At 60.6% G+C, this 23,320-nt stretch carries 18 protein-coding genes; 9 read left to right on the forward strand and 9 right to left on the reverse strand.

Features of this window, described 5'->3' with window-relative positions:
• Positions 1-249: 249 nt before the first annotated feature.
• From HX786_RS15465 to cobA, 6 genes are all read left to right on the forward strand, one after another.
• The gene (locus HX786_RS15465; protein ID WP_003215029.1) at positions 250-1,461 is read left to right on the forward strand and encodes a NarK/NasA family nitrate transporter; all 1,212 of its coding nucleotides are present in this window, start codon (positions 250-252) and stop codon (positions 1,459-1,461) included.
• Positions 1,461-3,131, forward strand: a complete 1,671-nt coding sequence (locus HX786_RS15470; RefSeq protein WP_008432642.1) for a bifunctional protein-serine/threonine kinase/phosphatase — start codon at positions 1,461-1,463, stop codon at positions 3,129-3,131. The genes HX786_RS15465 and HX786_RS15470 overlap by 1 nt, the downstream gene beginning before the upstream one ends.
• A gap of 232 nt (positions 3,132-3,363) precedes the next feature.
• Positions 3,364-5,817 (forward strand): nitrite reductase large subunit NirB, encoded by a 2,454-nt coding sequence (gene nirB / locus HX786_RS15475; protein WP_003215025.1) that lies wholly within the window; start codon positions 3,364-3,366, stop codon positions 5,815-5,817.
• Positions 5,814-6,131, forward strand: a complete 318-nt coding sequence (gene nirD / locus HX786_RS15480; protein WP_003215022.1) for a nitrite reductase small subunit NirD — start codon at positions 5,814-5,816, stop codon at positions 6,129-6,131. The genes nirB and nirD overlap by 4 nt, the downstream gene beginning before the upstream one ends.
• A complete protein-coding gene (locus HX786_RS15485; protein ID WP_003215020.1) occupies positions 6,131-8,839 on the forward strand; it encodes a nitrate reductase in 2,709 nt (902 codons plus the stop codon). Before nirD ends, HX786_RS15485 begins: the two co-directional genes overlap by 1 nt.
• A gap of 9 nt (positions 8,840-8,848) precedes the next feature.
• Entirely contained in the window at positions 8,849-9,592 is a 744-nt protein-coding gene (gene cobA / locus HX786_RS15490; protein ID WP_003215019.1) for a uroporphyrinogen-III C-methyltransferase, read from the forward strand.
• Positions 9,593-9,652: 60 nt separating this feature from the next.
• Here the strand turns inward: cobA and HX786_RS15495 are convergent, their stop codons facing one another.
• The 8 genes from HX786_RS15495 to ppsA form a co-directional block, all read right to left on the reverse strand.
• Complete coding sequence (locus HX786_RS15495; protein ID WP_003215016.1) at positions 9,653-10,636, reverse strand: OmpA family protein; 984 nt, start codon at positions 10,634-10,636, stop codon at positions 9,653-9,655.
• Positions 10,637-10,743: 107 nt separating this feature from the next.
• Complete coding sequence (gene sigX / locus HX786_RS15500) at positions 10,744-11,334, reverse strand: RNA polymerase sigma factor SigX (RefSeq protein WP_003215014.1); 591 nt, start codon at positions 11,332-11,334, stop codon at positions 10,744-10,746.
• A gap of 87 nt (positions 11,335-11,421) precedes the next feature.
• Positions 11,422-12,246 (reverse strand): mechanosensitive ion channel domain-containing protein, encoded by an 825-nt coding sequence (locus HX786_RS15505; RefSeq protein WP_008432650.1) that lies wholly within the window; start codon positions 12,244-12,246, stop codon positions 11,422-11,424.
• A 2-nt stretch (positions 12,247-12,248) separates the two neighbouring features.
• On the reverse strand, positions 12,249-12,494 hold the full coding sequence (locus HX786_RS15510) for a hypothetical protein (RefSeq protein WP_003215011.1): 246 nt from the start codon (positions 12,492-12,494) through the stop codon (positions 12,249-12,251).
• A gap of 86 nt (positions 12,495-12,580) precedes the next feature.
• Complete coding sequence (locus tag HX786_RS15515; protein ID WP_003215009.1) at positions 12,581-13,576, reverse strand: zinc transporter ZntB; 996 nt, start codon at positions 13,574-13,576, stop codon at positions 12,581-12,583.
• A 25-nt stretch (positions 13,577-13,601) separates the two neighbouring features.
• On the reverse strand, positions 13,602-14,093 hold the full coding sequence (gene rraA, locus HX786_RS15520; RefSeq protein WP_003215007.1) for a ribonuclease E activity regulator RraA: 492 nt from the start codon (positions 14,091-14,093) through the stop codon (positions 13,602-13,604).
• A gap of 222 nt (positions 14,094-14,315) precedes the next feature.
• Positions 14,316-15,305 (reverse strand): alpha/beta fold hydrolase, encoded by a 990-nt coding sequence (locus HX786_RS15525; protein WP_178912304.1) that lies wholly within the window; start codon positions 15,303-15,305, stop codon positions 14,316-14,318.
• Between the two features lie 107 nt (positions 15,306-15,412).
• Complete coding sequence (gene ppsA, locus HX786_RS15530; protein ID WP_178912305.1) at positions 15,413-17,788, reverse strand: phosphoenolpyruvate synthase; 2,376 nt, start codon at positions 17,786-17,788, stop codon at positions 15,413-15,415.
• Between the two features lie 178 nt (positions 17,789-17,966).
• Between ppsA and HX786_RS15535 the strand changes: the two genes are divergently transcribed.
• Positions 17,967-18,785, forward strand: coding sequence for a pyruvate, water dikinase regulatory protein (locus HX786_RS15535; RefSeq protein WP_003215001.1), 819 nt, complete (start codon positions 17,967-17,969; stop codon positions 18,783-18,785).
• Between the two features lie 190 nt (positions 18,786-18,975).
• Here HX786_RS15535 and HX786_RS15540 read toward each other — a convergent pair whose 3' ends face one another.
• Positions 18,976-20,400, reverse strand: coding sequence for a PLP-dependent aminotransferase family protein (locus HX786_RS15540; RefSeq protein WP_102370226.1), 1,425 nt, complete (start codon positions 20,398-20,400; stop codon positions 18,976-18,978).
• Positions 20,401-20,550: 150 nt separating this feature from the next.
• On the opposite strand from HX786_RS15540, the gene HX786_RS15545 reads away from it, so the two are divergent.
• Positions 20,551-21,444, forward strand: a complete 894-nt coding sequence (locus HX786_RS15545) for a DMT family transporter (RefSeq protein WP_178912313.1) — start codon at positions 20,551-20,553, stop codon at positions 21,442-21,444.
• Between the two features lies 1 nt (position 21,445).
• Positions 21,446-23,305, forward strand: a complete 1,860-nt coding sequence (gene moeB / locus HX786_RS15550; protein ID WP_178912306.1) for a molybdopterin-synthase adenylyltransferase MoeB — start codon at positions 21,446-21,448, stop codon at positions 23,303-23,305.
• The last annotated feature ends 15 nt before the right edge of the window (positions 23,306-23,320 follow it).

Raw genomic sequence — 23,320 nt, forward strand, 5'->3', positions numbered from 1 at the left:
CGGATATGTACACCACACCACACCACAACGCCCCCACCCCCTGTTGGCCCACCTCTTGCTAAAGAATCCCCACAGGTAGCCAACGGCGGTTGCCCCCTCCACGACAAAGACGTCGCACACCCGGTTTGCCCCAGCGAACCCGGTGGCGGCGTTTTTTCGTTTTGGCCCCATAGCCCGGGGCCGATGGGGCGGCCACAGCCGTTCCATCACCAGGCCTTCTCATAAGACCCCTTACCGCTGAGGTGCGTGATGAAATCAAGCTTCTGGAAATCCGGTCACACCCCGACCCTGTTCGCCGCGTTCCTGTATTTCGACCTGAGCTTCATGGTCTGGTACCTGTTGGGCCCATTGGCGGTACAAATCGCCGCCGACCTGCACCTCACCACCCAACAACGCGGCCTGGTGGTCGCCACCCCCATCCTGGCCGGCGCAGTGCTGCGGTTCCTGATGGGCATGCTCGCCGACAAACTTTCCCCCAAGACCGCCGGCCTGATCGGCCAGGTGATTGTCATCGGCGCCTTGTTCGTCGCCTGGAAACTCGGAATCCACAGCTACGAGCAAGCCCTGCTGCTGGGCATGTTCCTCGGCATGGCGGGAGCCTCGTTCGCCGTCGCCCTGCCCCTGGCGTCCCAGTGGTACCCCGCCGAGCACCAGGGCAAGGCCATGGGCATCGCCGGCGCCGGCAACTCCGGGACGGTGTTTGCGGCCCTGCTGGCACCGGTGCTCGCCGCCGCGTTTGGCTGGAGCAATGTGTTCGGCTTCGCACTGATCCCGCTGATCCTGACGCTGATCGTCTTCGCCTGGCTCGCCCGCAACGCCCCGCAACGACCCAAGGCCAAGTCCATGGCCGACTACTTCAAAGCCCTGGGCGACCGCGACAGTTGGTGGTTCATGTTCTTCTACAGTGTGACCTTCGGTGGTTTCATCGGCCTGGCCAGCGCCCTGCCCGGCTATTTCAACGACCAATACGGCCTGAGCCCGGTCACCGCCGGCTACTACACCGCCGCCTGCGTATTCGGCGGCAGCCTGATGCGGCCTCTGGGCGGCGCCCTGGCCGACCGTTTCGGCGGGATTCGCACCCTGCTCGGCATGTACGGCGTGGCAGCGATCTGCATCGCGGCGGTGGGGTTCAACCTGCCAAGCTCCTACGCAGCACTGGCGCTTTTTGTGTGCACCATGCTCGGTTTGGGTGCCGGTAACGGTGCAGTCTTCCAACTGGTGCCCCAACGCTTTCACCGCGAGATTGGTGTGATGACCGGCCTGATCGGCATGGCCGGCGGCATCGGCGGTTTCGCCCTGGCGGCGGGCATGGGCGCGATCAAGCAAAGCACCGGCAGCTATCAGTTGGCGCTGTGGTTGTTCGCCAGCCTGGGCGTGCTGGCCTGGTTCGGCCTGTACGGCGTCAAGCGTCGCTGGAGAACCACTTGGGGCTCGGCTGCGGTGACGGCTGCACGGGTCTGATGAGCCTGCAACTGAGCTTCGCGCAGGCCAGCGCCACCGGCCCGCGGCAGGAAAACCAGGACGCCTTGCGCCTGGTCACTCCCGCCCCGGAGCTGGCCGCCAGCAAAGGCTACTTGTGTGCCATCGCCGATGGCGTCAGCCAATGCGCCGATGGCGGACTGGCTGCACGCTCGACCTTGCAAGCGCTGGCCCTGGACTATTACGCCACGCCGCAAACCTGGGGCGTGGCCCAGGCCCTGGAACGCTTGCTGGTGGCCCAGAATCGCTGGCTGCAAGCCAACGGCGGCGGCCAGCCGTTGCTGACCACCCTCAGCGCCCTGGTGTTTCGCGGCCAGCGTTTCACCCTGGCCCATGTGGGTGATTGCCGGGTGTACCGCTGGCTCGATGGCCAGTTGCAGCGCCTGAGCCAGGAGCATGTGTGGGAGCAACCGGGCATGCAGCATGTGCTCAAGCGCGCCATGGGCCTGGATCAGCATCTGGTGCTGGATTTCCTCGACGGCGAGTTGCAGGCAGGCGAGTGTTTCCTGCTGCTCAGCGACGGCGTGTGGGCGACCCTGGATGACAACAACATCAGCGCAATCCTGCGGGAACAGTCGGACCTGGACCTCGCGGTAAACACCCTGGTCAGCGCCGCGCACCTGGCCGGTAGCCAGGACAACGCCAGCGCCCTGCTGGTCCGCGTCGACCAGCTTGGCGCCGCCACCCTCGGCGATGCGCTGGTGCAGTTGCAGCAATGGCCACTGCCGCCCCCTCTGAAACCCGGCCAGCGCTTCGAAGGCTGGCACGTAGAGTCGCTGTTGGGGCAAAGCCGCCAATCCTTGCTCTATCGGGTGCGCGATGCCCATCAACAGGCGTGGCTGCTGAAGACCTTGCCGCTCAGCCACGACGATGACGTGTTCGCCGCCCAGGCATTGCTGTCAGAGGAATGGTTCCTGCGCCGGGTCGCCGGCCGCGCGTTCCCTGAAGTCCATCCAGCCAGTGGCCGTCAGCATTTGTACTACGTGATGCGTGAATACTCCGGCCAAACCCTGGCCGAACTGTTCAAGCACCAGGGCCCATTGCCCCTGGCGCAGTGGCAAACCCTGGCCGAGCGCCTGTTGCGTGCCGTCGGGCTGCTGCACCGCCGGCAGATCCTGCACCGCGACATCAAGCCGGAAAACCTGCTGCTGGGAGAGGATGGCGAATTGCGTGTGCTGGACTTCGGCCTGGCCTACTGCCCCGGGCTCTCGGAGGATCGCGCGCACCTGTTGCCTGGCACGCCAAGCTTTATCGCCCCGGAAGCCTTCAACGGCGAACGCCCTACCCCGCAACAGGACTTGTATAGCGTCGGTGTGACCTTGTATTACCTGCTCACCGGGCATTACCCCTACGGCGAAATCGAAGCTTTCCAGCGTCCCAGGTTCACTACGCTTGTCGGCGCCAGCCGCTACCGCCCCGACCTGCCCGACTGGCTGCAACAGAGCCTGGAGCGCGCAGTCGCCGCGCAACCCGAGCAACGTTATGAAACTGCCGAGGAATGGTTGCTGGTACTGGAGCAGGCGGATCGCCGCGAGTTGAGCACGCGACCAAAACCGCTGCTGGAGCGCGAACCGCTGAAGGTCTGGCAAACGTTGGCCGTGCTGTCGTTGCTGATCAATCTGGTGCTGTTGTACTGGCTGTTGCACCACTAAGAGGCGAAATTTCTTGATACATCACCGCCTCACTTAACAAAACCGGCCAAAATCCTACTTGGCACAACCGCTGCATTAGCTTTCCCATCAACACACATATAGCCGCACCTTCAACGTCGAAGGTCGGGCTTCCCGAGAGAACGGGACCAGGACAAAGGCGTCCTCGCTACTTACGTAGCGGGGACGCCTTTTTTTGTTGCGCACGATTTGTCGAGCCACTGCGGAGAACGACATGAAGAAACTCAAACTGGTGATGATCGGCAACGGCATGGCCGGGGTTCGCACCCTTGAAGAATTGCTCAAGCTGAGCAGCGACCTGTACGACATCACCGTTTTCGGCGCCGAGCCCCACACCAATTACAACCGCATTTTGCTGTCGCCGGTGCTGGCCGGTGAGCAGACCTTCGAAGAGATCGTGCTCAATGATTTGAGCTGGTACCTCGATAACAACATCAAGCTGTTGCTTAACCGCAAAGTGGTGCAGATCGACCGGGTCAAACGCAAAGTCATCGCCGAAGACGGCAGCGAGGCCGAGTACGATCGCCTGCTGATCGCCACCGGCTCCACGCCGTTTATCCTGCCGATCCCGGGCAATACGTTGCAGGGTGTGATCGGCTACCGCGACATCGCCGACACCCAGGCCATGATCGACACCGCCAAGACCCACAAGCACGCGGTCGTCATCGGCGGCGGCCTGCTGGGCCTGGAGGCCGCCAACGGCCTGATGCTGCGTGGCATGCACGTGACCGTGGTGCATATCGGCGAGTGGCTGTTGGAACGGCAACTGGACAAGACCAGCGGCCAGTTGCTGCAAACCGAACTGGAAAGCCGTGGCCTGGTGTTTCGCTTGAAGGAGCAGACCGAGGCGCTGCATGACGCCGGCAACGGCCGCGTCGGCTCGGTGCAATTCAAGAATGGCGATGTGATCCCCGCCGACCTGGTGGTGATGGCTGCGGGCATCCGCCCCAACACCGAACTCGCGGAAAAATCCGGCATCCCGTGCAACCGCGGGATTCTGGTCAACGACACCCTGCAAACCTACGACCCGCGCATCTATGCCATCGGCGAATGCGCCAGCCATCGCGGGATCGCCTATGGCCTGGTGGCGCCGCTGTTCGAACAGGCCAAGGTCTGCGCCAACCACCTCGCCCAGCTGGGTTTCGCGCGTTACCAGGGTTCGGTGACCTCCACCAAATTGAAAGTCACGGGCATCGACCTGTTCTCCGCCGGGGATTTCATGGGTGGCGAAGGCACCGAAACCATCACCCTTTCCGACCCGATTGGCGGCGTCTACAAGAAGCTGGTGATCAAGGACGACATCCTCGTCGGCGCCTGCCTGTACGGCGATACGGCTGACGGCGGCTGGTATTTCCGGCAGATCCGTGAGAACCATGCCATTGGCGAGATCCGCGATCACCTGATGTTCGGTGAAAATGCTTTGGGCGATGTAGGCCACCAAGGCCAGGACAAAGCCATGAGCATGGCCGACACCGCCGAAGTCTGCGGCTGCAACGGCGTGTGCAAGGGCACCATCGTCAAGGCGATTCAGGAACACGGGCTGTTCAGCGTCGACGATGTGAAGAAGCACACCAAGGCTGCGAGTTCCTGCGGTTCCTGCGCCGGGCTGGTGGAACAGATCCTGATCAACACCGTGGGCGGCGCGGCGGACGTCAAACCGAAAAGCGAAAAAGCCATCTGCGGCTGCAGCGACCTCAACCACGGGCAAATCCGCCAGGCCATCCGCGACCAGCACCTGCTGACCATCGCCGGCACCATGAGCTACCTGAACTGGCGCACCCCGAACGGCTGTGCCACCTGCCGCCCGGCACTCAACTACTACCTGATCTCCACTTGGCCCGGCGAGGCAAAAGACGATCCGCAATCGCGCCTGATCAACGAACGCGCCCACGCCAATATTCAGAAAGACGGCACCTATTCGGTAGTCCCGCGGATGTGGGGTGGTGTGACCAATCCGTCGGAACTGCGGCGCATCGCTGATGTGGCCGACAAGTACAACGTGCCGATGGTCAAGGTCACCGGCGGGCAGCGCATCGATTTGCTCGGCATCAAGAAGCAGGACTTGCCCGGCGTATGGAAAGACCTCGATATGCCATCCGGCCACGCCTACGGCAAATCCATCCGCACCGTGAAGACCTGCGTCGGCAGCGAGTTCTGCCGCTTTGGTACGCAGAATTCCACACAGCTGGGGATTGAGCTGGAACATGACCTGTTCAATATGTGGTCGCCCCACAAGGTCAAGCTGGCAGTGTCCGGCTGCCCGCGCAACTGCTCGGAAGCGGGGATCAAGGACGTGGGAATCATCGGCGTCGATTCCGGCTGGGAGATGTACATCGGCGGTAACGGCGGGATCAAGACCGAGGTCGCCGAGTTCTTCGTCAAGCTGAAAACCGCCGAAGAAGTGCGCGAATACAACGGCGCTTTCCTACAGCTCTACCGGGAAGAAGCCTTCTACCTGGAGCGCACCGTGCACTACCTGCAACGGGTCGGCATGGAGCACATCAAGAAGGCTGTACTGGAAGACCCCGCGCGGCGCCAGGCGTTGAATGAACGCCTGCAATTCTCCCTGTCGTTCGAGCAGGACCCATGGAAAGAACGCCTGGAACAGCCGCTGCTGAAAAAGGAATTCGACACCATCCCCGTCAAACTGCTGGAGGTGCCGGCATGAACTGGCTGGATATCTGCGCCCTCGAAGAAATCAACGCCCTGGGCTCGCGCATCATCAGCGGGCCAAAAGGCGACATCGCGATTTTTCGTACCAGTGACGACGAGGTTTTCGCCCTCGACGACCGCTGCCCGCACAAGGGTGGCCCGCTGTCCCAAGGCTTGATCTACGGCAAGCGCGTGGCCTGCCCGCTGCACAACTGGCAGATCGACCTGGAGTCCGGGGAGGCCCAGGCACCGGACGTCGGCTGCGCCCATCACCACCCGGCCCGTGTGGAAAACGGCCGGGTGATGTTGGCCCTGCGGGACGCCGGTTGATGAACCGCCAGACCACCGCGTCCACCTGCTGCTACTGCGGGGTCGGTTGCGGCGTACTGATCGAGCATGATGGCTCGCAGATCCTCGGCGTCAGTGGCGATCCGAGTCATCCGGCCAACTTCGGAAAATTGTGCAGCAAGGGCTCCAGCCTGCACCTCACCGGAGACCTCGCGGCCCGCGCGTTGTACCCGGAACTGCGGCTGGGCAAAGGCCTGGCCCGCAGCCGCACCGACTGGGATACCGCCCTGGAGCACGCGGCGAACGTGTTTGCCGAAACCATCGCTGAACACGGGCCGGACAGCGTCGCGTTCTATATTTCCGGGCAGTTGCTGACCGAGGATTACTACAGCTTCAACAAACTGGCGCGGGCGCTGGTGGGCACCAACAACATCGACAGCAACTCGCGGCTGTGCATGTCTTCGGCGGTGGTCGGCTACAAGCGCAGCCTGGGGGCCGACGCGCCACCGTGCAGCTACGAGGACCTGGAGTCGAGCGACTGCGTGATGATCGTCGGCAGTAACATGGCCTACGCGCATCCGGTGTTGTTCCGACGCCTGGAGGAAGCCAAGGCCCGCCGGCCACAGATGAAAGTGCTGGTAATTGATCCCCGGCGCACCGACACCTGCGACTTGGCGGACCTGCATCTGGCGATTCTGCCGGGTACGGATGTCGCATTGTTCCATGGGATCCTGCACTTGCTGTTGTGGGAAGACTGGATCGACCGCGACTTTATCCAGGCCCATACCGACGGCCTGGTCGAACTCAAACGCCTGGTTCACGACTACACACCGCAAATGGTCACGCAGTTGTGCGGGATCAGTGTCGAGCAACTGCGTCTGTGTGCGGAATGGGTCGGCACCTCGGCGAGTTTTCTGTCGTTGTGGTGCATGGGGCTCAATCAGTCCACCGCCGGCAGCGCGAAGAACAGCGCCTTGATTAACCTGCATTTGGCGACCGGCACCATCGGCCGCCCTGGCTGCGGACCTTTCTCCCTGACGGGTCAGCCGAATGCCATGGGTGGGCGGGAAACCGGCAGTTTGTCGAATTTACTGCCTGGCCATCGTGAGGCTGCCAACCCCGAACATCGGGCAGAAGTAGCCGCGTATTGGGGGGTCGACCAACTGCCGGCCAGCACCGGGCTGACCGCCATCGAATTGTTTGAACAGATGCAGGCCGGCAAGATTAAGGCCTTGTGGATCGCGTGCACCAACCCCGCCCAATCCCTGCCCGACCAGAACACCGTGCGCCAGGCCCTGGAAGCGTGTCCGTTCGTGGTGCTACAGGAAGCCTTTCGTACAACCGAGACGGCGCGTTACGCCGACCTGTTGCTGCCAGCCGCGAGCTGGGGCGAGAAGGAAGGCACAGTGACCAACTCTGAGCGGCGCATTTCCCACGTTCGCCGAGCCATCGCCCCACCTGGGGAAGCGCGGCCGGACTGGGCAATCACCGTGGATTTCGCCCAACGCCTGGAGCAGCGTCTTTGTCCCGGAAAACCGGGGCTTTTTGCCTTTGAGCAACCGGCACAGATCTTTGATGAATACAAGCTGCTGACCCGTGGCCGGGACCTGGACCTGTCGGGTATCAGCCACGCGCTGCTGGACCGGATAGGCCCGCAGCAATGGCCATTCCCGGCCGATGCGGTGGGCGGAACACCAAGGCTGTACACCGACGGATTTTTCCCTACGGAGACTGGCCGCGCGCACTTTGTCGCCGACCCTTATCGCGCCGCCAAGGAGCAGCGTGACGCGCGCTTCCCACTCACCCTGATCACCGGCCGCCTGCGGGACCAATGGCATGGCATGAGCCGCACCGGCACCGCTGCGCAGCTGTTCGGCCATGTCAGTGAAGCAGTGCTCAGCCTGCACCCGGACGAACTGCGTCGCCATCGCTTGAAGGAAGGTGATCTGGTCAGCCTGAAAAGCCGGCGCGGCAGCGTGATTGTGGCCGTCGGCAGCGATGACAGCGTGCGTCCCGGCCAGGCTTTCCTGCCGATGCACTGGGGCGACCGTTTTCTTAAAGGCGGCGTAAATGCGCTGACCCAGCCGGCATTCGACCCGCTGTCCAAACAGCCGGAACTCAAGCACAGCGGCGTGCGCCTGGAGGCGGTGCGGCTGCCCTGGCACTTGTTTGCGCTGATTGAAGGCGATGTGCAGCAACACTTCGAAGCGTTGCGACCGCTGTGTGACGGCTTTGCCTACGTCAGCCTGAGCCTGACCGGACGCGAGCGGCCTGCCCTGCTGATTCGTGCGGCGCATCACGAGGCGCCCGCCCTTGAACTGCTCAAGCAGATCGACCAACTGCTGGGCCTCAACGACGGCCCCGTGATGGCGTACGACGACCCGCGGCGCTCCATTGGCAAGCGGGTAAAGATTGAAAAAGGCCGTATCACCGCGATCCGCCTGGCTGGCGAAACCCTGGCTCGCCACTGGCTGCAAAGCCTGTGGCTGGAAGGTCGCACCGATGAGCAGTTACGCCGCTGGTTGTTGGCGCCATTGAGTGCGCCACCGGGGGGCGGCTCAAGCAGCAACAAGACGCTGTGCAACTGCAAGAACGTCAGCGAAAGCGCGGTCTGCGCCGGCATTGCCCGGGGCCTGGACCTGAACGGGCTGAAGCAGGAACTGGGTTGCGGCACGCAATGCGGCTCCTGTGTGCCGGAAATCAAACGGTTATTGGCGAGTGGCAAGCAGCCAATCGCGATCAGAGTGTGAGGCAAGCATATGAGCGCAAAAGTCTGGCTGGTGGGCGCAGGCCCCGGCGATCCGGAACTGCTGACACTCAAGGCGGTGAGAGCCCTGCGGGAAGCCGATGTGGTGCTGATCGATGATCTGGTCAACCCGGCGCTGCTGGAGCATTGCCCCGCTGCACGGCTGATCACCGTGGGCAAACGCGGTGGCTGCCGTTCCACCCCACAGGCATTTATCCATCGCCTGATGTTGCGTTATGCCCGGCAGGGTAAGTGCGTGGTGCGGCTCAAGGGCGGCGACCCGTGCATTTTTGGTCGCGGCGGCGAAGAGGCGGCGTGGCTCAGGCAGCAAGGGGTGGAAGTGGAGTTGGTCAACGGCATTACGGCAGGGCTGGCCGGGGCAACGAACTGCGATATCTCGCTGACGTTGCGCGGTGTCAGCCGTGGCGTCACGTTGGTCACGGCCCATACCCAGGACGACAGCAGCCTCAATTGGCGGGCCCTGGCCGAGGGCGGCACGACGCTGGTGATCTATATGGGGGTGGCGAAACTGGGGGAAATCCGCCGGCAATTGCTGGAAGGTGGCATGAGCGATGACATGCCGGTGGCGATGATTGAAAACGCTTCACTGCCACAACAGCGCGAATGCCGCAGCAGCCTCGCCCGGATGCAGGATGATGCGCACGAATTCGCGCTCAAGAGCCCGGCTATCCTGGTGATTGGCCGGGTTGCGCAAGCGACGCAGGCGCTTGCGGCCCTGGCCAGCGCCACGGCCTGAGGCAAATTGCAGGCGAAAAAAAGCCCGGCCTAAGCCGGGCTTTTTTCTACAACTCAGTAATTACTGAGCTGCTTGTGCTTCTACCGAGGCTTCTACGCGACGGTTGATAGCACGGCCAGCTTCAGTTGCGTTGTCAGCAACTGGGCGGGATTTGCCATAACCAACCGAGCTTACACGGTTAGGAGCGATACCGTCTTTGACCAGGACTTGCTTAACAGCGTCAGCACGACGCTGGGACAGCTTCTGGTTGTAAGCGTCAGGACCGACGGAGTCAGTGTGACCTTCAACAACGGTGGTGGTTTGTGGGTACTGTTTCATGAAGTCAGCGAGGTTTTTCACGTCGCCGTAGCTGTTAGGCTTAACAACAGACTTGTCGAAGTCGAACTTCACGTCCAGCTCAACACGAACAACCTGAGCAACCGGAGCTTCTGGCTCTGGGGTTGGCTCTGGAGCTGGTGCTGGGGTAGGAGCTGGAGCAGTTTTGCCAGCGTTGCCGCCGAAGTTTACGCCCAGGCCAACCAGTGCGGAGTAGTCCCACTTGCCGTTGTCGATAGCGTAGTCAGCTTCAACACCAGCACGTGCGAACAGGTTGTCGGTGAAGTAGTACTTCACACCAGCGCCAGCGATAGCCAGGGTCGATTGATCGCGACCTTTGTGACCATCAGCTTCAACGTTGGTACGGCTCTGGTGGCCGAAACCGCCCTCTACGTATGGACGCAGGGAGTCGACGCCAGCTTGACCGAAGTGGTACTGGGCAGTAACGCTGCCGGTATCACCTTTGATCTTCTGGTTGCCAGTACCGTCGTTCGAACGGGTGTGGTTGGTAGTGTCGTAGTTCAGGTTGATCGACACGTCGTCGGTCAGGAAGTAACCGATGCTGGCGCCAGGATTGAAGCCGTCTTCGATATGTTTGACGCTATCGTTGAACTGCTTTTTGTAAAACAGCTGGCCTTCAACTGCGCCTTGGCCTTGTGCCAGAGCGCCGACAGAAGTGGCAGCAATAAGAGTACCAATGGCCAAGCCCAAGGTGTTTTTCAGTTTCATCCGTTAAATCCCCATCTGGTGATTGTAAAGCAGTCCCACATACCGGGGGACAACTCGGCGACAAGTCTAACAGAACTTGCCTACACGTAAGAGATATTTGCCACGCACTAAGTTTCAGTGCTGCCCGCAAATTTCTCACGTAATTTATCAAGAGCGCGTTTGTAACGCATTTTTGTAGCACTCAAACCCATATGCATGATGTCAGCGATCTCCTGAAACTCCAGCTCTGCGACAAATCGTAGCACCAGAATTTCCCGGTCAATCGGATTCACATGCACCAACCAGCGATCGAGTCCGCCCTTTTCTTCCGGGGTAGGCGCCTTTTCCTCAGACGCTTCCTCAAGGGGGTCCAGACTCAAAGCATCCATCAAGCGACGCTTTCGCCGTTCCTTCCGATACTGCGTGATGCACTCGTTGTACGTGATGCTATAGAGCCATGTCTTGAACTTCGATTTTCCCTCGAAGTTCTTCAGGCCGTATAGCACCTTGAGCATCACTTCCTGACAGACATCATCCGCATCTCTATCGTTCCCTAAATACCTTGAACAAACGTTGAACAGAGTGCGTTGATACCTGCGCATCAATTCTTCGTACGCGCGTGTTACGTGAAACAGCTCCGTGTGCGAGCGCGCGACCAACTCCTCATCAGAGAGCTCACGGGGGTCATAGCGCGTGGACAGCGTTTGGGCTTTATTCAAAACAAGTCGTGCCGACAGTCAGGTCAATGTCCGCCATGGCCTGGATACCCAGGTTTGCGGCGGCGTACATTAGCAGGATTCGCCGGGTTAGCGGCTAGTCACATGCTGTTCCAGCAGGATCCGGTTCGAAAGCGAAACCAGTTCGCCATCGTCCGTCAGCACTGTCGTCTTGACCGTGCCGATCTCCTCGATCTGCCCTTCGACCTCGCCCACACGCACTTGTTGCCCAACCTGATATAGCTCACGCACATAGATTCCCGCAAGAATCTGCCCGGCAATTTCCCGGCTTCCCAGTCCCATGGCCAGCGCAACGGCCAGACCAACGGTAATCAAAACAATCACAATCACATGGTTCAGCAGGTCGGTCTTGACCTCCAGCTGGCTGATCGCGACCGAAATACTGATGATAATCACCAGACCCTGGGCAATTCGCCCCAGGCCGCTGGCGTAATCCAGACCCACGCCTTCAGCCGCGCCACGCACCAGGCCATTGGCCAGTTGCGCCAGCAAAACCCCTACCAGCAACACCAGCGCGCCACCGAATACTTTCGGCAAATACAGCGCCAGCATGTCGAGCGTAGCTGAAACTCGCTCAAGTCCAAGGGATTCAGCCGCAGAAACCAGAAAAATCAGCAAAACAAACCAATAAACGATCTTGCCGATCAGTGTCGAGATCGGCACTTGCAACCCGGCACGCCCCAAAATCTTGGTCAGGCCGGTGCCACCCATCAATCGATCAAGACCCAGCTTAGCCAGCAATTTGGAAAGCAGGGTGTCGAGCAGCTTGGCCACGACAAAACCCAGCAGTACCACCACCAGTGCACCAAACAGGTTGGGAATGAAATTCGCCACCTTGGTCCACAACGCAGTCATTGCAGTTACCAGACTCTGGGTCCAGAGATCGAGTTCCATATTCATTCAGCCTTATCAGCAGTGCGAGCAAGAGGTTTACGACGGGAAACCGGTGAGACATGGGCCGAACCATTGTTCAAGGCCATCATCAACGCCGGCAACCAGCGGCCAAGCAGACCGAACAGATCCCCCGCCCCGACCTGGCGGTTGGCGGTTTTCAAGACGCGACCCAGGCAAGCATCGTCGTCCCGGTTGGACGGCGAGGCATTGAGCATGTCACGCAAAGACTGTTCGAACGGATCGTGCATAAAAAACCTCTCGCAAGTGATTTAAAAGACGAGGGTAAAATTCTTCGGGTCACATGACCTCTTTCCACGTTCAGGTCACATTCAGCTCAAACCCAACGTAACCGTCGAAACAACCACCATTGCCCGACCGCCACTGTGACCATCATCAGGCAGGCAATCAGGAACCCGTAAGGGCTGGAAGAGAACGGAATTCCGCCTACATTGATGCCCAGCAAACCGGTCAGGAAACTCATCGGCAGGAAGATCCCGGTGATGATCCCGAAGCGGTACATGGTGCGGTTCATGCGCAGGCTCAAACGCCGGTCTTCGGTCTCCAGCACAAGCCCCACGCGCTCCCGGGCCAGCTCAAGCTCTTCCAGGTAGCGGGTCAGGCTGTTGTTCAATTCGTTCCAGTAGTCAGCATCGTCGTCACAGAACCAGGGCAATTTGATCCGGGTCAACTGCGCGAAAATATCCCGCTGCGGCGACAGGAAACGTTTAAGCCCGGCGGCGCGCCGACGGATCTGCAAAACGCTGCCGTGCTCCGGAGTATACCGTTCGTCGGCATCCAGTTTTTCTTCTTCGATATCGACGATTTCGGACAAGTCGCTGACCAGATCCTGAACCTTGTTGGTCAGGTACTGCGCCATATACAGGACCAGTTCCGAGGAAGTCTTCGGCCCCTTGCCGTCTGCCAGTTGCACCAGCAACTCGTCGGTGGCGCGCAATGGGCGCAAACGCAGGGAAATCACCCGCGCTGCCGAGGCAAAGATCCGCACCGAGACCATGTCTTCCGGTTCGGCGCCGGGATTGAGGTTGACCCCGCGCAAAAACAGCAGCAGTTCGGCATCCGGCAGCGGCAACAGGCGTGGGCGAGTGTTCTCCTCCAGCAGCAGGTCACAGGCGAATTCGCTGAGGCCGCTGGATTTGCGCAACCAGGTCTGGGTCTGGGGATGGCTACGGTCCCAATGCAGCCACAGGCTTTCCTGAGGCTGCAGTTGCAGCTCATCAAGCTCTGTCCGGGCAATCGAACGCGCACCACCTTTACCGTCCAGCACCAGGGCATGCACCAGCCCCCACTGCGCGTTTTCTTCCTCGAACATCCTCACCCCTGTCGGCTACTGCTGTTTATTCAGGCATCTTCAGCGGGCTGGGGGAGACGATCACACCGTTATTGTCGGCGTACACGTACTCGCCCGGGCGGAAGGTCACGCCGGCGAAGGTCACCGCCACGTTCAAATCGCCAATACCGCGCTTATCAGTCTTCATCGGGTGGCTGGCCAGGGCCTGCACGCCCAGGTCGGTCTGGGCGATTACGTCGACATCGCGGATGCAGCCGTAGATCACCAGCCCTTCCCAGCCGTTTTTCGCGGCTTTCTCGGCGATCATGTCGCCCAGCAACGCGCGGCGCAGGGAACCCCCACCATCGACCACCAGCACCTTGCCGGCCCCATTGAGTTCGGCTTGTTCCTTGACCAGGGAATTGTCTTCAAAGCACTTGATGGTCACGATCTCGCCACCAAAGGAGTCCCGGCCGCCGAAATTGCTGAACATCGGCTCAACCACCTGCACCAGCTCCGGATAGGCGTCACACAGGTCGGGGGTAAGGTAATGGTTCATCGAGAAACTCCTGTAGGTGAAAGAAGGTGTCAAACATCCCACTGTTTACTTACATCTGGAAACGCTTTGCCGTGAAGGTTCTTTAATCCGGGCCGAATAGTCAGGCCCATCGGATAGCAACGCAAGACCCACTGCGCGACTGAATATGACCAGAACCACCCAACGCGTCATATCTTAGCCTCTACGGCAAACAAGCGAAACGCCCCTGATAGAGCATCGCGCTCAAACCGCTGCCAGTTCCTGCGCCTGCGCCCCCAGCAAAGGTGTAAGCGGATTTTTCAACCAGCGCGTCACCAGCGGCCACACTTCAGCCTGGGCGGCCTTGCTGACGAGCATCTCGACATGCCCGAAATCCCCGCTGAACCCTTGCTGGCGCCCCAGGCACAGGTATTGGCGATGCTCGGAGCCGACCTGCTCAAAGAGCTTGCGACAGGCCCAGTCCGGGTCCTGGTGATCGCCGGCGGCGCTCACCGCCAACAGCGGCACGTCAACCTCGGCCAGGCCTTTCCACCAATCCTGCTTACCTTCGCCAAAGCGGCCGAACAGCCCATTCCAGCGCATGGCTTCAATCAATACACCCGCCGGCTCGTCCTCCGGGCCGCGTTTCCACCGAGCGCCGGACAATTGGCCGAAACGTTTCAAGAGCAGGCGACCGGTCCACTCCACCGGTGGCAACTTCAACGGCCAATGCGTGCGACTGACCTGGCAGCCAAACAGCGCCACCGAGGCCACTGCCGGCGCGCCAAGGTGCTGCCCACCCAGGGCCGCAGCCAGGGTTGTGCCACCCAGGGAATGCCCGATCCAGTGGGGAATCTGCCCGCTTTGCTCACGCACGAAGGCGGCAATGGCCGGCAAGTCGTAGCGAGCATAGTCGGCGACACGATTCCTGGCGTAGTCCTGATTGCGCCGGGACAGCCCGTGACCGCGCATTTCCGGGATCCAGACGTCAAACCCTCCGCGCGCCAGGTAGGCGCCCAGGCCGATCCCCTTGGGCGAGTACCAGAAGCGGCGGTTGGAAAAACTGCCATGCAACAAAACCACCGGCACGCCCCGGTTTTCCGGGACGTCAGCCAGGCCGAGGCGGGTCACGGCCAGCTCGACGGTACCGTCAGGGCTGTTGCCGGGTTTCAGCCGATACACATCTTCACTCAGGTCGCCACGACGCTCAGCGCTGATCAAGGCGACGGGAAACAGGTTGCTGCTGCTTTGCATAATGCTCTTGCACAAAAAAGGGCGGCGTCCGGAAGGAGTTCCGCCCTGTACAGAATGAGAAATGCCGGCCAACCGCAAGGTTGACCGGCACTTTTGGGTGTTGCGTATTACGCCTGGGCTTGACCTTCAGCCAGGAAGAACCAGGTTTCCAGTACGGAATCGGGGTTCAGCGAGACGCTTTCGATGCCCTGCTCCATCAGCCACTTGGCCAGATCCGGGTGATCGGAAGGGCCCTGGCCGCAGATCCCGATGTACTTGCCGGCCTTGTTGCACGCCTGGATGGCGTTGGCCAGCAGCTTCTTGACCGCAGGGTTACGCTCGTCGAACAGGTGGGCGATGATCCCGGAGTCGCGGTCCAGGCCCAGGGTCAGCTGGGTCAGGTCGTTGGAACCGATGGAGAAGCCGTCGAAGAACTCCAGGAATTCTTCAGCCAGGATGGCATTGGATGGCAGCTCGCACATCATGATGACGCGCAGGCCGTTCTCGCCACGGGACAGGCCGTTTTCAGCCAGCAGGTCCACCACCTGGCTCGCTTCACCCAGGGTGCGCACGAACGGCACCATGATTTCGACGTTGGTCAGGCCCATCTCGTTGCGCACGCGCTTGAGGGCACGGCATTCCAGCTCGAAGCAGTCGCGGAAGGCTTCGCTGATGTAGCGCGAGGCGCCACGGAAGCCGAGCATCGGGTTTTCTTCTTCCGGCTCGTAAAGCTTGCCGCCGATCAGGTTGGCGTACTCGTTGGACTTGAAGTCCGACAGGCGCACGATGACCTTTTTCGGGTAGAACGCCGCTGCCAGGGTGCTGATGCCTTCCACCAGCTTCTCGACGTAAAAGCCCACCGGGTCGTTGTAGCCGGCGATGCGCTTGTCGACGCTTTCCCTGATGTCCGGCGGCAGGCCGTCGTAGTTCAGCAGGGCCTTGGGGTGCACACCGATCATGCGGTTGATGATGAACTCCAGGCGGGCCAGGCCCACACCGGCGTTCGGCAATTGCGCGAAATCGAAGGCGCGGTCCGGGTTGCCGACGTTCATCATGATCTTGAACGGCAGGTCGGGCATGGCGTCGATGGAGTTTTGCTTGATATCGAAGCCCAGCTCACCTTCGAAGATGAAGCCGGTGTCGCCTTCAGCGCAGGACACGGTTACGCCCTGGCCGTCTTTCAACAGTTGGGTGGCGTTACCGCAACCGACCACTGCCGGAATCCCCAGCTCGCGGGCGATGATCGCCGCGTGGCAGGTACGCCCGCCACGGTTGGTGACGATGGCGCTGGCGCGCTTCATCACCGGTTCCCAGTCCGGGTCGGTCATGTCGGAGACCAGCACGTCGCCTGGCTGGACCTTGTCCATCTCGGACACGTCCTTGATGATCCGCACCTTGCCGGCGCCGATGCGCTGGCCGATGGCACGGCCTTCCACCAGCACGGTGCCGGTTTCTTTCAACAGGTAGCGTTCCATGACGTTGGCCGAGGTGCGGCTCTTCACGGTCTCAGGGCGGGCCTGGACGATGTACAGCTTGCCGTCGTCGCCGTCCTTGGCCCATTCGATGTCCATCGGGCACTTGTAGTGCTTCTCGATGATCATCGCTTGTTTGGCCAGTTCGCTGACTTCGGCGTCGGTCAGGCAGAAACGCGCGCGTTCGGCCTTGTCGACATCAACGGTTTTCACCGAGCGACCGGCCTTGGCCTCGTCGCCGTAGATCATCTTGATCGCCTTGCTGCCCAGGTTGCGGCGCAGGATGGCCGGGCGGCCGGCTTCAAGGGTGTGTTTGTGGACGTAGAATTCGTCCGGGTTCACCGCGCCTTGTACGACGGTTTCGCCGAGGCCGTAGGCGCCGGTGATGAACACCACGTCGCGGAAGCCCGATTCGGTGTCCAGGGTGAACATCACGCCGGCGGTGCCGGTTTCCGAACGCACCATGCGCTGCACACCGGCAGACAGGGCCACCAGCTTGTGGTCGAAACCCTGGTGTACGCGGTAGGAAATAGCACGGTCGTTAAAGAGGGAGGCAAACACTTCCTTGGCTGCGCGGATCACGTTTTCCACGCCGCGGATGTTCAGGAAGGTTTCTTGCTGGCCGGCAAAGGAGGCGTCCGGCAGGTCTTCGGCGGTGGCCGAGGAGCGCACGGCGACAGCCATGTCGGGGTTACCGGCCGACAGCGTGGCAAACGCGGTGCGGATCTCGGCGTTGAGCTTCTCGGGGAATTCGGCTTCCATGATCCATTGACGGATCTGGGCGCCAGTCTTGGCCAGGGCGTTGACGTCATCGACGTCCAGCGCATCGAGGGCGGCATGGATCTGATCGTTGAGGCCGCTCAACTCGAGGAAATCACGGTAAGCCTGGGCAGTGGTGGCAAAACCACCTGGCACCGATACACCGGCACCCGCAAGATTACTGATCATCTCGCCCAGGGATGCGTTCTTGCCCCCTACGTGCTCTACATCATGGACGCCGAGCTTATCGAGGGAAACTACGTACTCTACCAAGGTGATCTCTCCACTTTCTGTGTTGGAAAAGCTCAGGACGCCGGCGGCTCAGTAGGAGCAGTTACCGGCGTTTGTGGCCTGGACCTGGAAAATAAGTGAGAATGCGGCCCACTGCGGGACGGCAAAATCGCGCCTATCATATCCAAGATTCGTCATCAGCTTAAGGCCCAAGGCTCAAATGAAACGATCTGCTTTCTTTATCTCCGACGGCACCGGCATTACAGCCGAAACCCTGGGTCAAAGCCTGCTGGCGCAGTTCGAAAACATTACCTTCAGCAAATTCACGCGACCCTATATCGATAGCGTGGATAAAGCGCGAGCCATGGTACAACAAATCAATCTGGCGGCCGAAAAAGACGGATTTCGTCCGATCATTTTCGACACCATCGTCAATCAGGACATTCGTGAGATCCTCGCCACCTCCAATGGTTTCATGATCGACATCTTCTCTACCTTCCTGGCGCCGCTGGAACAAGAGTTAAGTGAACATTCGTCATACTCTGTCGGAAAATCTCACTCCATTGGCCATAACTCCAACTATATGGAGCGGATCGAGGCGGTGAACTTCGCCCTCGACAACGACGACGGCGCCCGCACCCACTACTACGACAAGGCTGATTTGATCCTGGTGGGCGTATCCCGCTGCGGCAAGACGCCGACCTGCCTTTATATGGCCATGCAGTTCGGGATTCGCGCGGCCAACTACCCACTGACCGAAGACGACATGGAGCACCTGACGCTGCCGAGCGCCCTGCGCGCGCACCAGCACAAGCTGTTCGGGCTGACCATCGACCCGGACCGCCTGACGGCGATTCGCAACGAGCGCAAGCCCAATAGCCGTTACTCCAGCTATGCGCAGTGCGAATTTGAAGTGCGGGAGGTGGAAAATCTGTTCCGCCGGGAAAATATTGCGCACATCAATTCCACGCATTTTTCGGTGGAAGAGATTTCGGCGAAGATTCTGGTGGAGAAAGGGGTGGAGCGGCGGTTCAAGTAACTCCGCGCTCTGGCCAAGGTGCTTGTGTGGCGAGGGAGCTTCTGTGGCGAGGCAGCTTGCTCCCGCTCGACTGCGCAGCAGTCGTAAACCAGACGACGGGTATTTAGTGAATGGCTTTGGGGCTGCTTCGCAGCCCAGCGGGAGCAAGCTCCCTCGCCACAGGGGTCATATTCACAACAAGCTGTTGGGTTCACAGATGAAACCGCCCCCCGCCCTGCCCCAGCGCCGTCGCCAGCGCATCGAACCCATCCAGCAGCAACTGATCATCCCCCGACGTATTGCAGATGCTCGCCCGAATGAATTGCGGCACCGCCGTCTGCCCCACGGCAAACGCTTCGGCTGTCGCGATCAGGTAATTGTTCTGCTTTAACTCCGCCTCGATTTCCGACGCGCGCCATGGCTCCGGGACTTCGATCCAGAAGTGCGGGCTGTTCAGGTGAGTGCGGTACTCCAGCCCGATCAACAAACCTTCCACCAGTGCCTTGCGGCGGCTGATTTCCTGGATCTGCTGGTGCAACAGGTGTTCCGCCGTGCCGTTTTCGATCCACTGGGTCGCCAGTTCCAGGGTGACCGGCGTGGCCATCCAGCAGGTGGAACGCAAGGCCGCAGAAATCCGGCTGACCAGCGCCGGCGGTGCATGCACGTACCCAACCCGCAAGCCTGCCGATACCGCCTTGCTCAGGCTGCTGATCAGAATCGTACGCTCCGGGGCAAAATGACTCAGGGGCGGCGGACGGTCTTCCACCAGCACACCGTGGGCCTCGTCCTCAAGAATCAGCAGGTTGTGTTCTCGACAGACCTTCACCAATGCCTCACGGCGCGGGACCGATAGCACCGCTGTCGTAGGATTCTGGATGGTCGGCGTGCAGTACAACGCCGACACCCGGTGATTGCGGCAGACTTCATCCAGCGCCCCCGGCAGCAGCCCTTCTTCATCCATTTCCAGGCCGATCAGGCGAATGCCCAGCATGCGCGCGGCGGTGATCAACCCTGGATAGGTCAACTGTTCGGTCACCACCGTATCGCCGGCTCGCAACAGCGCCATCATTGCGCAGAGCAACCCATGCTGGCCGCCGTTCACGCAAATCACCTGCTCGGGAATCGGGTGGAAATCCCGCTGCACCAGCCACTGCGCACCCGCCGCCCGGTATCGCGGCAGCCCGGCATCCGGGGTGTAGGCACTGATGTCCTGCAAGAACTTGGCGTTGTTCGCCAGCGTCTGGAAGCTCTGGGCCAGGAACGTGGTCTCCTGCCCGGGGATGTGCATGTTGCGGCTCATATCAAAGTATTGCCGCGGCTCGTCGCTGAAGTTGCGAAAGCCTTCATCCCGCTGGCGCTCCATCCCACGCTTGCGTACGAAAGTGCCGTCGCCGACCCGCGCCACTACCAGCCCCAGGCGTTCCAGCTCACCGTAGGCGCGGCTGATGGTGCCAATGGTGACCCCCAGATTGTCGGAAAGCACCCGATGAGGCGGCAGTTTTCTTCCCGGTTCAATCAAGCCTTCAAGGATGCCTCGCTCCATGACATCGGACAGGCGCTTGTACTTCACGCCCTGCCCGTTGGAGAGTCCCTCTCGCATAATTGACACCATGTCAATATTTGTTTTGACAGCCATCATTCGCCCTAATAGTGTGCTTTTACGGGTTCAATCACCGAATCATGGCACTCAATATAGAGGTCAATTCGGTCTCATGGAAGCAATGTCACGATGCCAATGTCCGCCGTTCTCGAAAATGCTGAAAAAACAAAAACTCACAAGCAGTGGTTGGCCGGGCTGATTACCAGTGTGATGTTCCTGATCGTGTGTCTCAGCTGGGGCACTACCTGGCTGGGCATCAAGATCGCTGTGGAAAGCGTGCCACCGCTGACCTCCGCCGGGCTGCGGTTCCTGATCGCATTTCCGCTGTTCCTGTGTTTCGCCTGGGTGCGCCGCGAGCCGATCCTGTTTCCCCGGGAAAGCCGCTGGTTCTTCGTGTTTGTGACGCTGTCCTACTTCAGCATTCCGTATTACCTGCTCAACTACGGCGAGATGCATGTCTCGTCCGGCCTCACCGCGCTGCTGTTCAGCTGCATGCCGGTGTTTATCCTGATTTTCTCCGCGCTGTTCCTGCGCGAGCGCATCTACTTTTCCCAGGTGATCGGTATCGCCATCGGGTTCGGCAGCCTGTACATGATCATCAAGAGCCAGGGCCTGCACCTGGACCATGCCGAGTTCTTCGGCGTGCTGGCGATCCTGGCTGCGGCGATCATGCATGCCTTGTGCTACGTGATTACCAAGAAACAAGGCAGCGCCATCAGCGTGATCACCTACAACACCCTGCCCATCGGCATCGCCGGGTTGATGCTGTTTGTCGCCGGGCTGTGGTTTGAAACCCCGACCTTTGAAGACATCACCCTGCGTTCCTGGAGTGCGCTGTTCTACCTCGGGCTGGTGGCCTCGGTGGGCGGTTTTATCGTGTATTTCATGCTGCTAAAGCGCCTGAGCCCGATCATTTTGTCCTTCGTGTTCATCATCTTCCCGGTGTTCGCGGTGATCATCGGGGCCTGGTACGAGGGCGTGCAGATTTCCAGGGACCTGATGATGTATTCGGCGATCCTGCTGGCCGGCTTTGCCATCACCAAGCTGCCCATCGAAAAGCTCCTGGCGAAGAAAAACTGAGATGAAGGTCCTGAGCCCAAGCGCACTGGAGCAGATCTACTCCCACGCCGACCGCAGCTACCCCGAGGAATGCTGCGGTTTCGTTTTCGCCGATGGCAGCGTGTACCTGGGCAGCAACATCCAGAACGAGCTGCACAGCAAGAACCCGGATATGTATTCGCGCAGCGCCGCCAACGGCTACACCTTTTCGGTGGCCGACACGCTGATGATGAACAAGGCGTTTCGCAGTGATAACCCGGTGGTGGTGATCTACCACTCCCACCCTGACGTCGGCGCGTATTTCAGCGACGAAGACCAGGACAAGGCCCTCTTCATGGGCGAGCCGATCTACCCCGTAAGTTACCTGGTGGTGGATGTTCGCCAGGGCAAGACCCAAGGTTCCAAGCTGTTTGCCTGGGATGGCAAACACTTCGCCCAAAAACCCTTCAACGACCTGCAAACGGAGTTGTGCATGAACGCTGTCTCTTTCCCCGACATCCTGGTCCGCGTGGCCAAGCTGCCAGCATCGACCCTCGAGGGTGCCGGATCGACATTGCGCGAAGTCATTGAAAACCTTTGCATCGAGCACCCGCAATTGCGGGCGCACCTGCTCTACGAGAACAACCAGCTCAAGGAACACTTCCTGTTCACCGCCGAAGAGGAACTGATCGACGCCAACGACCGGTTGCCCGAAAAAGCCAAAATCGAAGTGTTGCTGGCCACTTCCGGCGGCATGGACGTCGACCAACTGAGCAACGAAGAAGTGCAGCGCTACGTGCGCCACATCACCCTGCCCGGCGTCGGCCGCGAAGGCCAGTTGAACCTGAAGAAAGCCCGCGTGCTGATCATCGGCACCGGCGGCCTCGGTTCGCCCATCAGTCTGTACCTGGCGGCAGCCGGCATCGGCACCCTGGGGCTGGTGGATTTCGACGTGGTGGAAAGCAGCAACCTGCAACGCCAGATCGTCCACGGCAACAGCACCTTGGGCCTGCCCAAGGTCGAGTCCGCCAAGCAGCGCTTGCAGGACCTCAACAGCCACATCCGGATCAACACCTACGACACCGCCTTCAACACCGACAACGCCCTGGAACTGGTGGGCGCCTATGACCTGGTGATCGACGGCACCGACAATTTCGAAACCCGCTACCTGGTCAACGACGCTTGCGTGCAGTTGGGCAAGCCGTTGGTGTACGGCGCCATCTACCGCTTCGACGGGCAGATCAGCGTGCTCAACTATAAAGGCGGGCCGTGCTATCGCTGCCTGTTTCCCCAGGCACCACCGGCGGAACTGGCGCCCAACTGCAGCGCCGGCGGGGTCATCGGCGTATTACCCGGGGTGGTCGGGATGATCCAGGCCACCGAGGCGATCAAGCTGCTGATCGGCATTGGCGAACCACTCTCGGGCCGGCTGATGCGCTTTGATGCGCTGGCGATGAAGTTCAGCGAGATCCGCTTCAAGCGCCGCGCCGACTGCCCTTGCTGCTCGGAACTGCGCCACAGCCAAACCATCGCCCCCGCCGTCTGCGCCGACGCCCTGCCAAGCCAACCTTCCCTGGCCGAAGAACGCTACATCAGGCCGCGGGTGCTCAAGCAACTGCTCGAGCAACACAGCAAGGCCGACGTACTGCTGGATGTGCGGGACGCCAGCGAGCTGGAAGTGTGCAAGTTGCCGGGGGTGGTGCACATCCCGCTGGCCGAGCTCGACGGGCAACTCGCCAACCTCAGCCGCGACAACACGCACTACCTCATCTGCTACGCCGGGACCCGCGCGGAGCAAGCCGCCAGCACCTTGCTGGCCGCCGGATTCGCCAACACCAAAGTACTGCAAGGTGGCATGAAACACTGGGTTCGCGACGTCGAACCCGACATGCCTTTGTACTGATCAGCGGCCATGGGC

Origin of the sequence: Pseudomonas sp. 21615526 (assembly GCF_013386245.1) — a bacterium.
In the GTDB taxonomy this organism is placed as follows: Bacteria; Pseudomonadota; Gammaproteobacteria; order Pseudomonadales; family Pseudomonadaceae; genus Aquipseudomonas.

What these genes read in the sequence shown, in the direction of transcription:
- HX786_RS15465 (WP_003215029.1), top strand. Translation starts at nt 250, where the DNA reads ATGAAATCAAGCTTCTGGAAATCCGGTCACACCCCGACCCTGTTCGCC.
- HX786_RS15470 (WP_008432642.1), top strand. Translation starts at nt 1,461, where the DNA reads ATGAGCCTGCAACTGAGCTTCGCGCAGGCCAGCGCCACCGGCCCGCGG.
- nirB (WP_003215025.1), top strand. Translation starts at nt 3,364, where the DNA reads ATGAAGAAACTCAAACTGGTGATGATCGGCAACGGCATGGCCGGGGTT.
- nirD (WP_003215022.1), top strand. Translation starts at nt 5,814, where the DNA reads ATGAACTGGCTGGATATCTGCGCCCTCGAAGAAATCAACGCCCTGGGC.
- HX786_RS15485 (WP_003215020.1), top strand. Translation starts at nt 6,131, where the DNA reads ATGAACCGCCAGACCACCGCGTCCACCTGCTGCTACTGCGGGGTCGGT.
- cobA (WP_003215019.1), top strand. Translation starts at nt 8,849, where the DNA reads ATGAGCGCAAAAGTCTGGCTGGTGGGCGCAGGCCCCGGCGATCCGGAA.
- HX786_RS15495 (WP_003215016.1), bottom strand. Translation starts at nt 10,636, where the DNA reads ATGAAACTGAAAAACACCTTGGGCTTGGCCATTGGTACTCTTATTGCT.
- HX786_RS15505 (WP_008432650.1), bottom strand. Translation starts at nt 12,246, where the DNA reads ATGGAACTCGATCTCTGGACCCAGAGTCTGGTAACTGCAATGACTGCG.
- HX786_RS15510 (WP_003215011.1), bottom strand. Translation starts at nt 12,494, where the DNA reads ATGCACGATCCGTTCGAACAGTCTTTGCGTGACATGCTCAATGCCTCG.
- HX786_RS15515 (WP_003215009.1), bottom strand. Translation starts at nt 13,576, where the DNA reads ATGTTCGAGGAAGAAAACGCGCAGTGGGGGCTGGTGCATGCCCTGGTG.
- rraA (WP_003215007.1), bottom strand. Translation starts at nt 14,093, where the DNA reads ATGAACCATTACCTTACCCCCGACCTGTGTGACGCCTATCCGGAGCTG.
- HX786_RS15525 (WP_178912304.1), bottom strand. Translation starts at nt 15,305, where the DNA reads ATGCAAAGCAGCAGCAACCTGTTTCCCGTCGCCTTGATCAGCGCTGAG.
- HX786_RS15535 (WP_003215001.1), top strand. Translation starts at nt 17,967, where the DNA reads ATGAAACGATCTGCTTTCTTTATCTCCGACGGCACCGGCATTACAGCC.
- HX786_RS15540 (WP_102370226.1), bottom strand. Translation starts at nt 20,400, where the DNA reads ATGGCTGTCAAAACAAATATTGACATGGTGTCAATTATGCGAGAGGGA.
- moeB (WP_178912306.1), top strand. Translation starts at nt 21,446, where the DNA reads ATGAAGGTCCTGAGCCCAAGCGCACTGGAGCAGATCTACTCCCACGCC.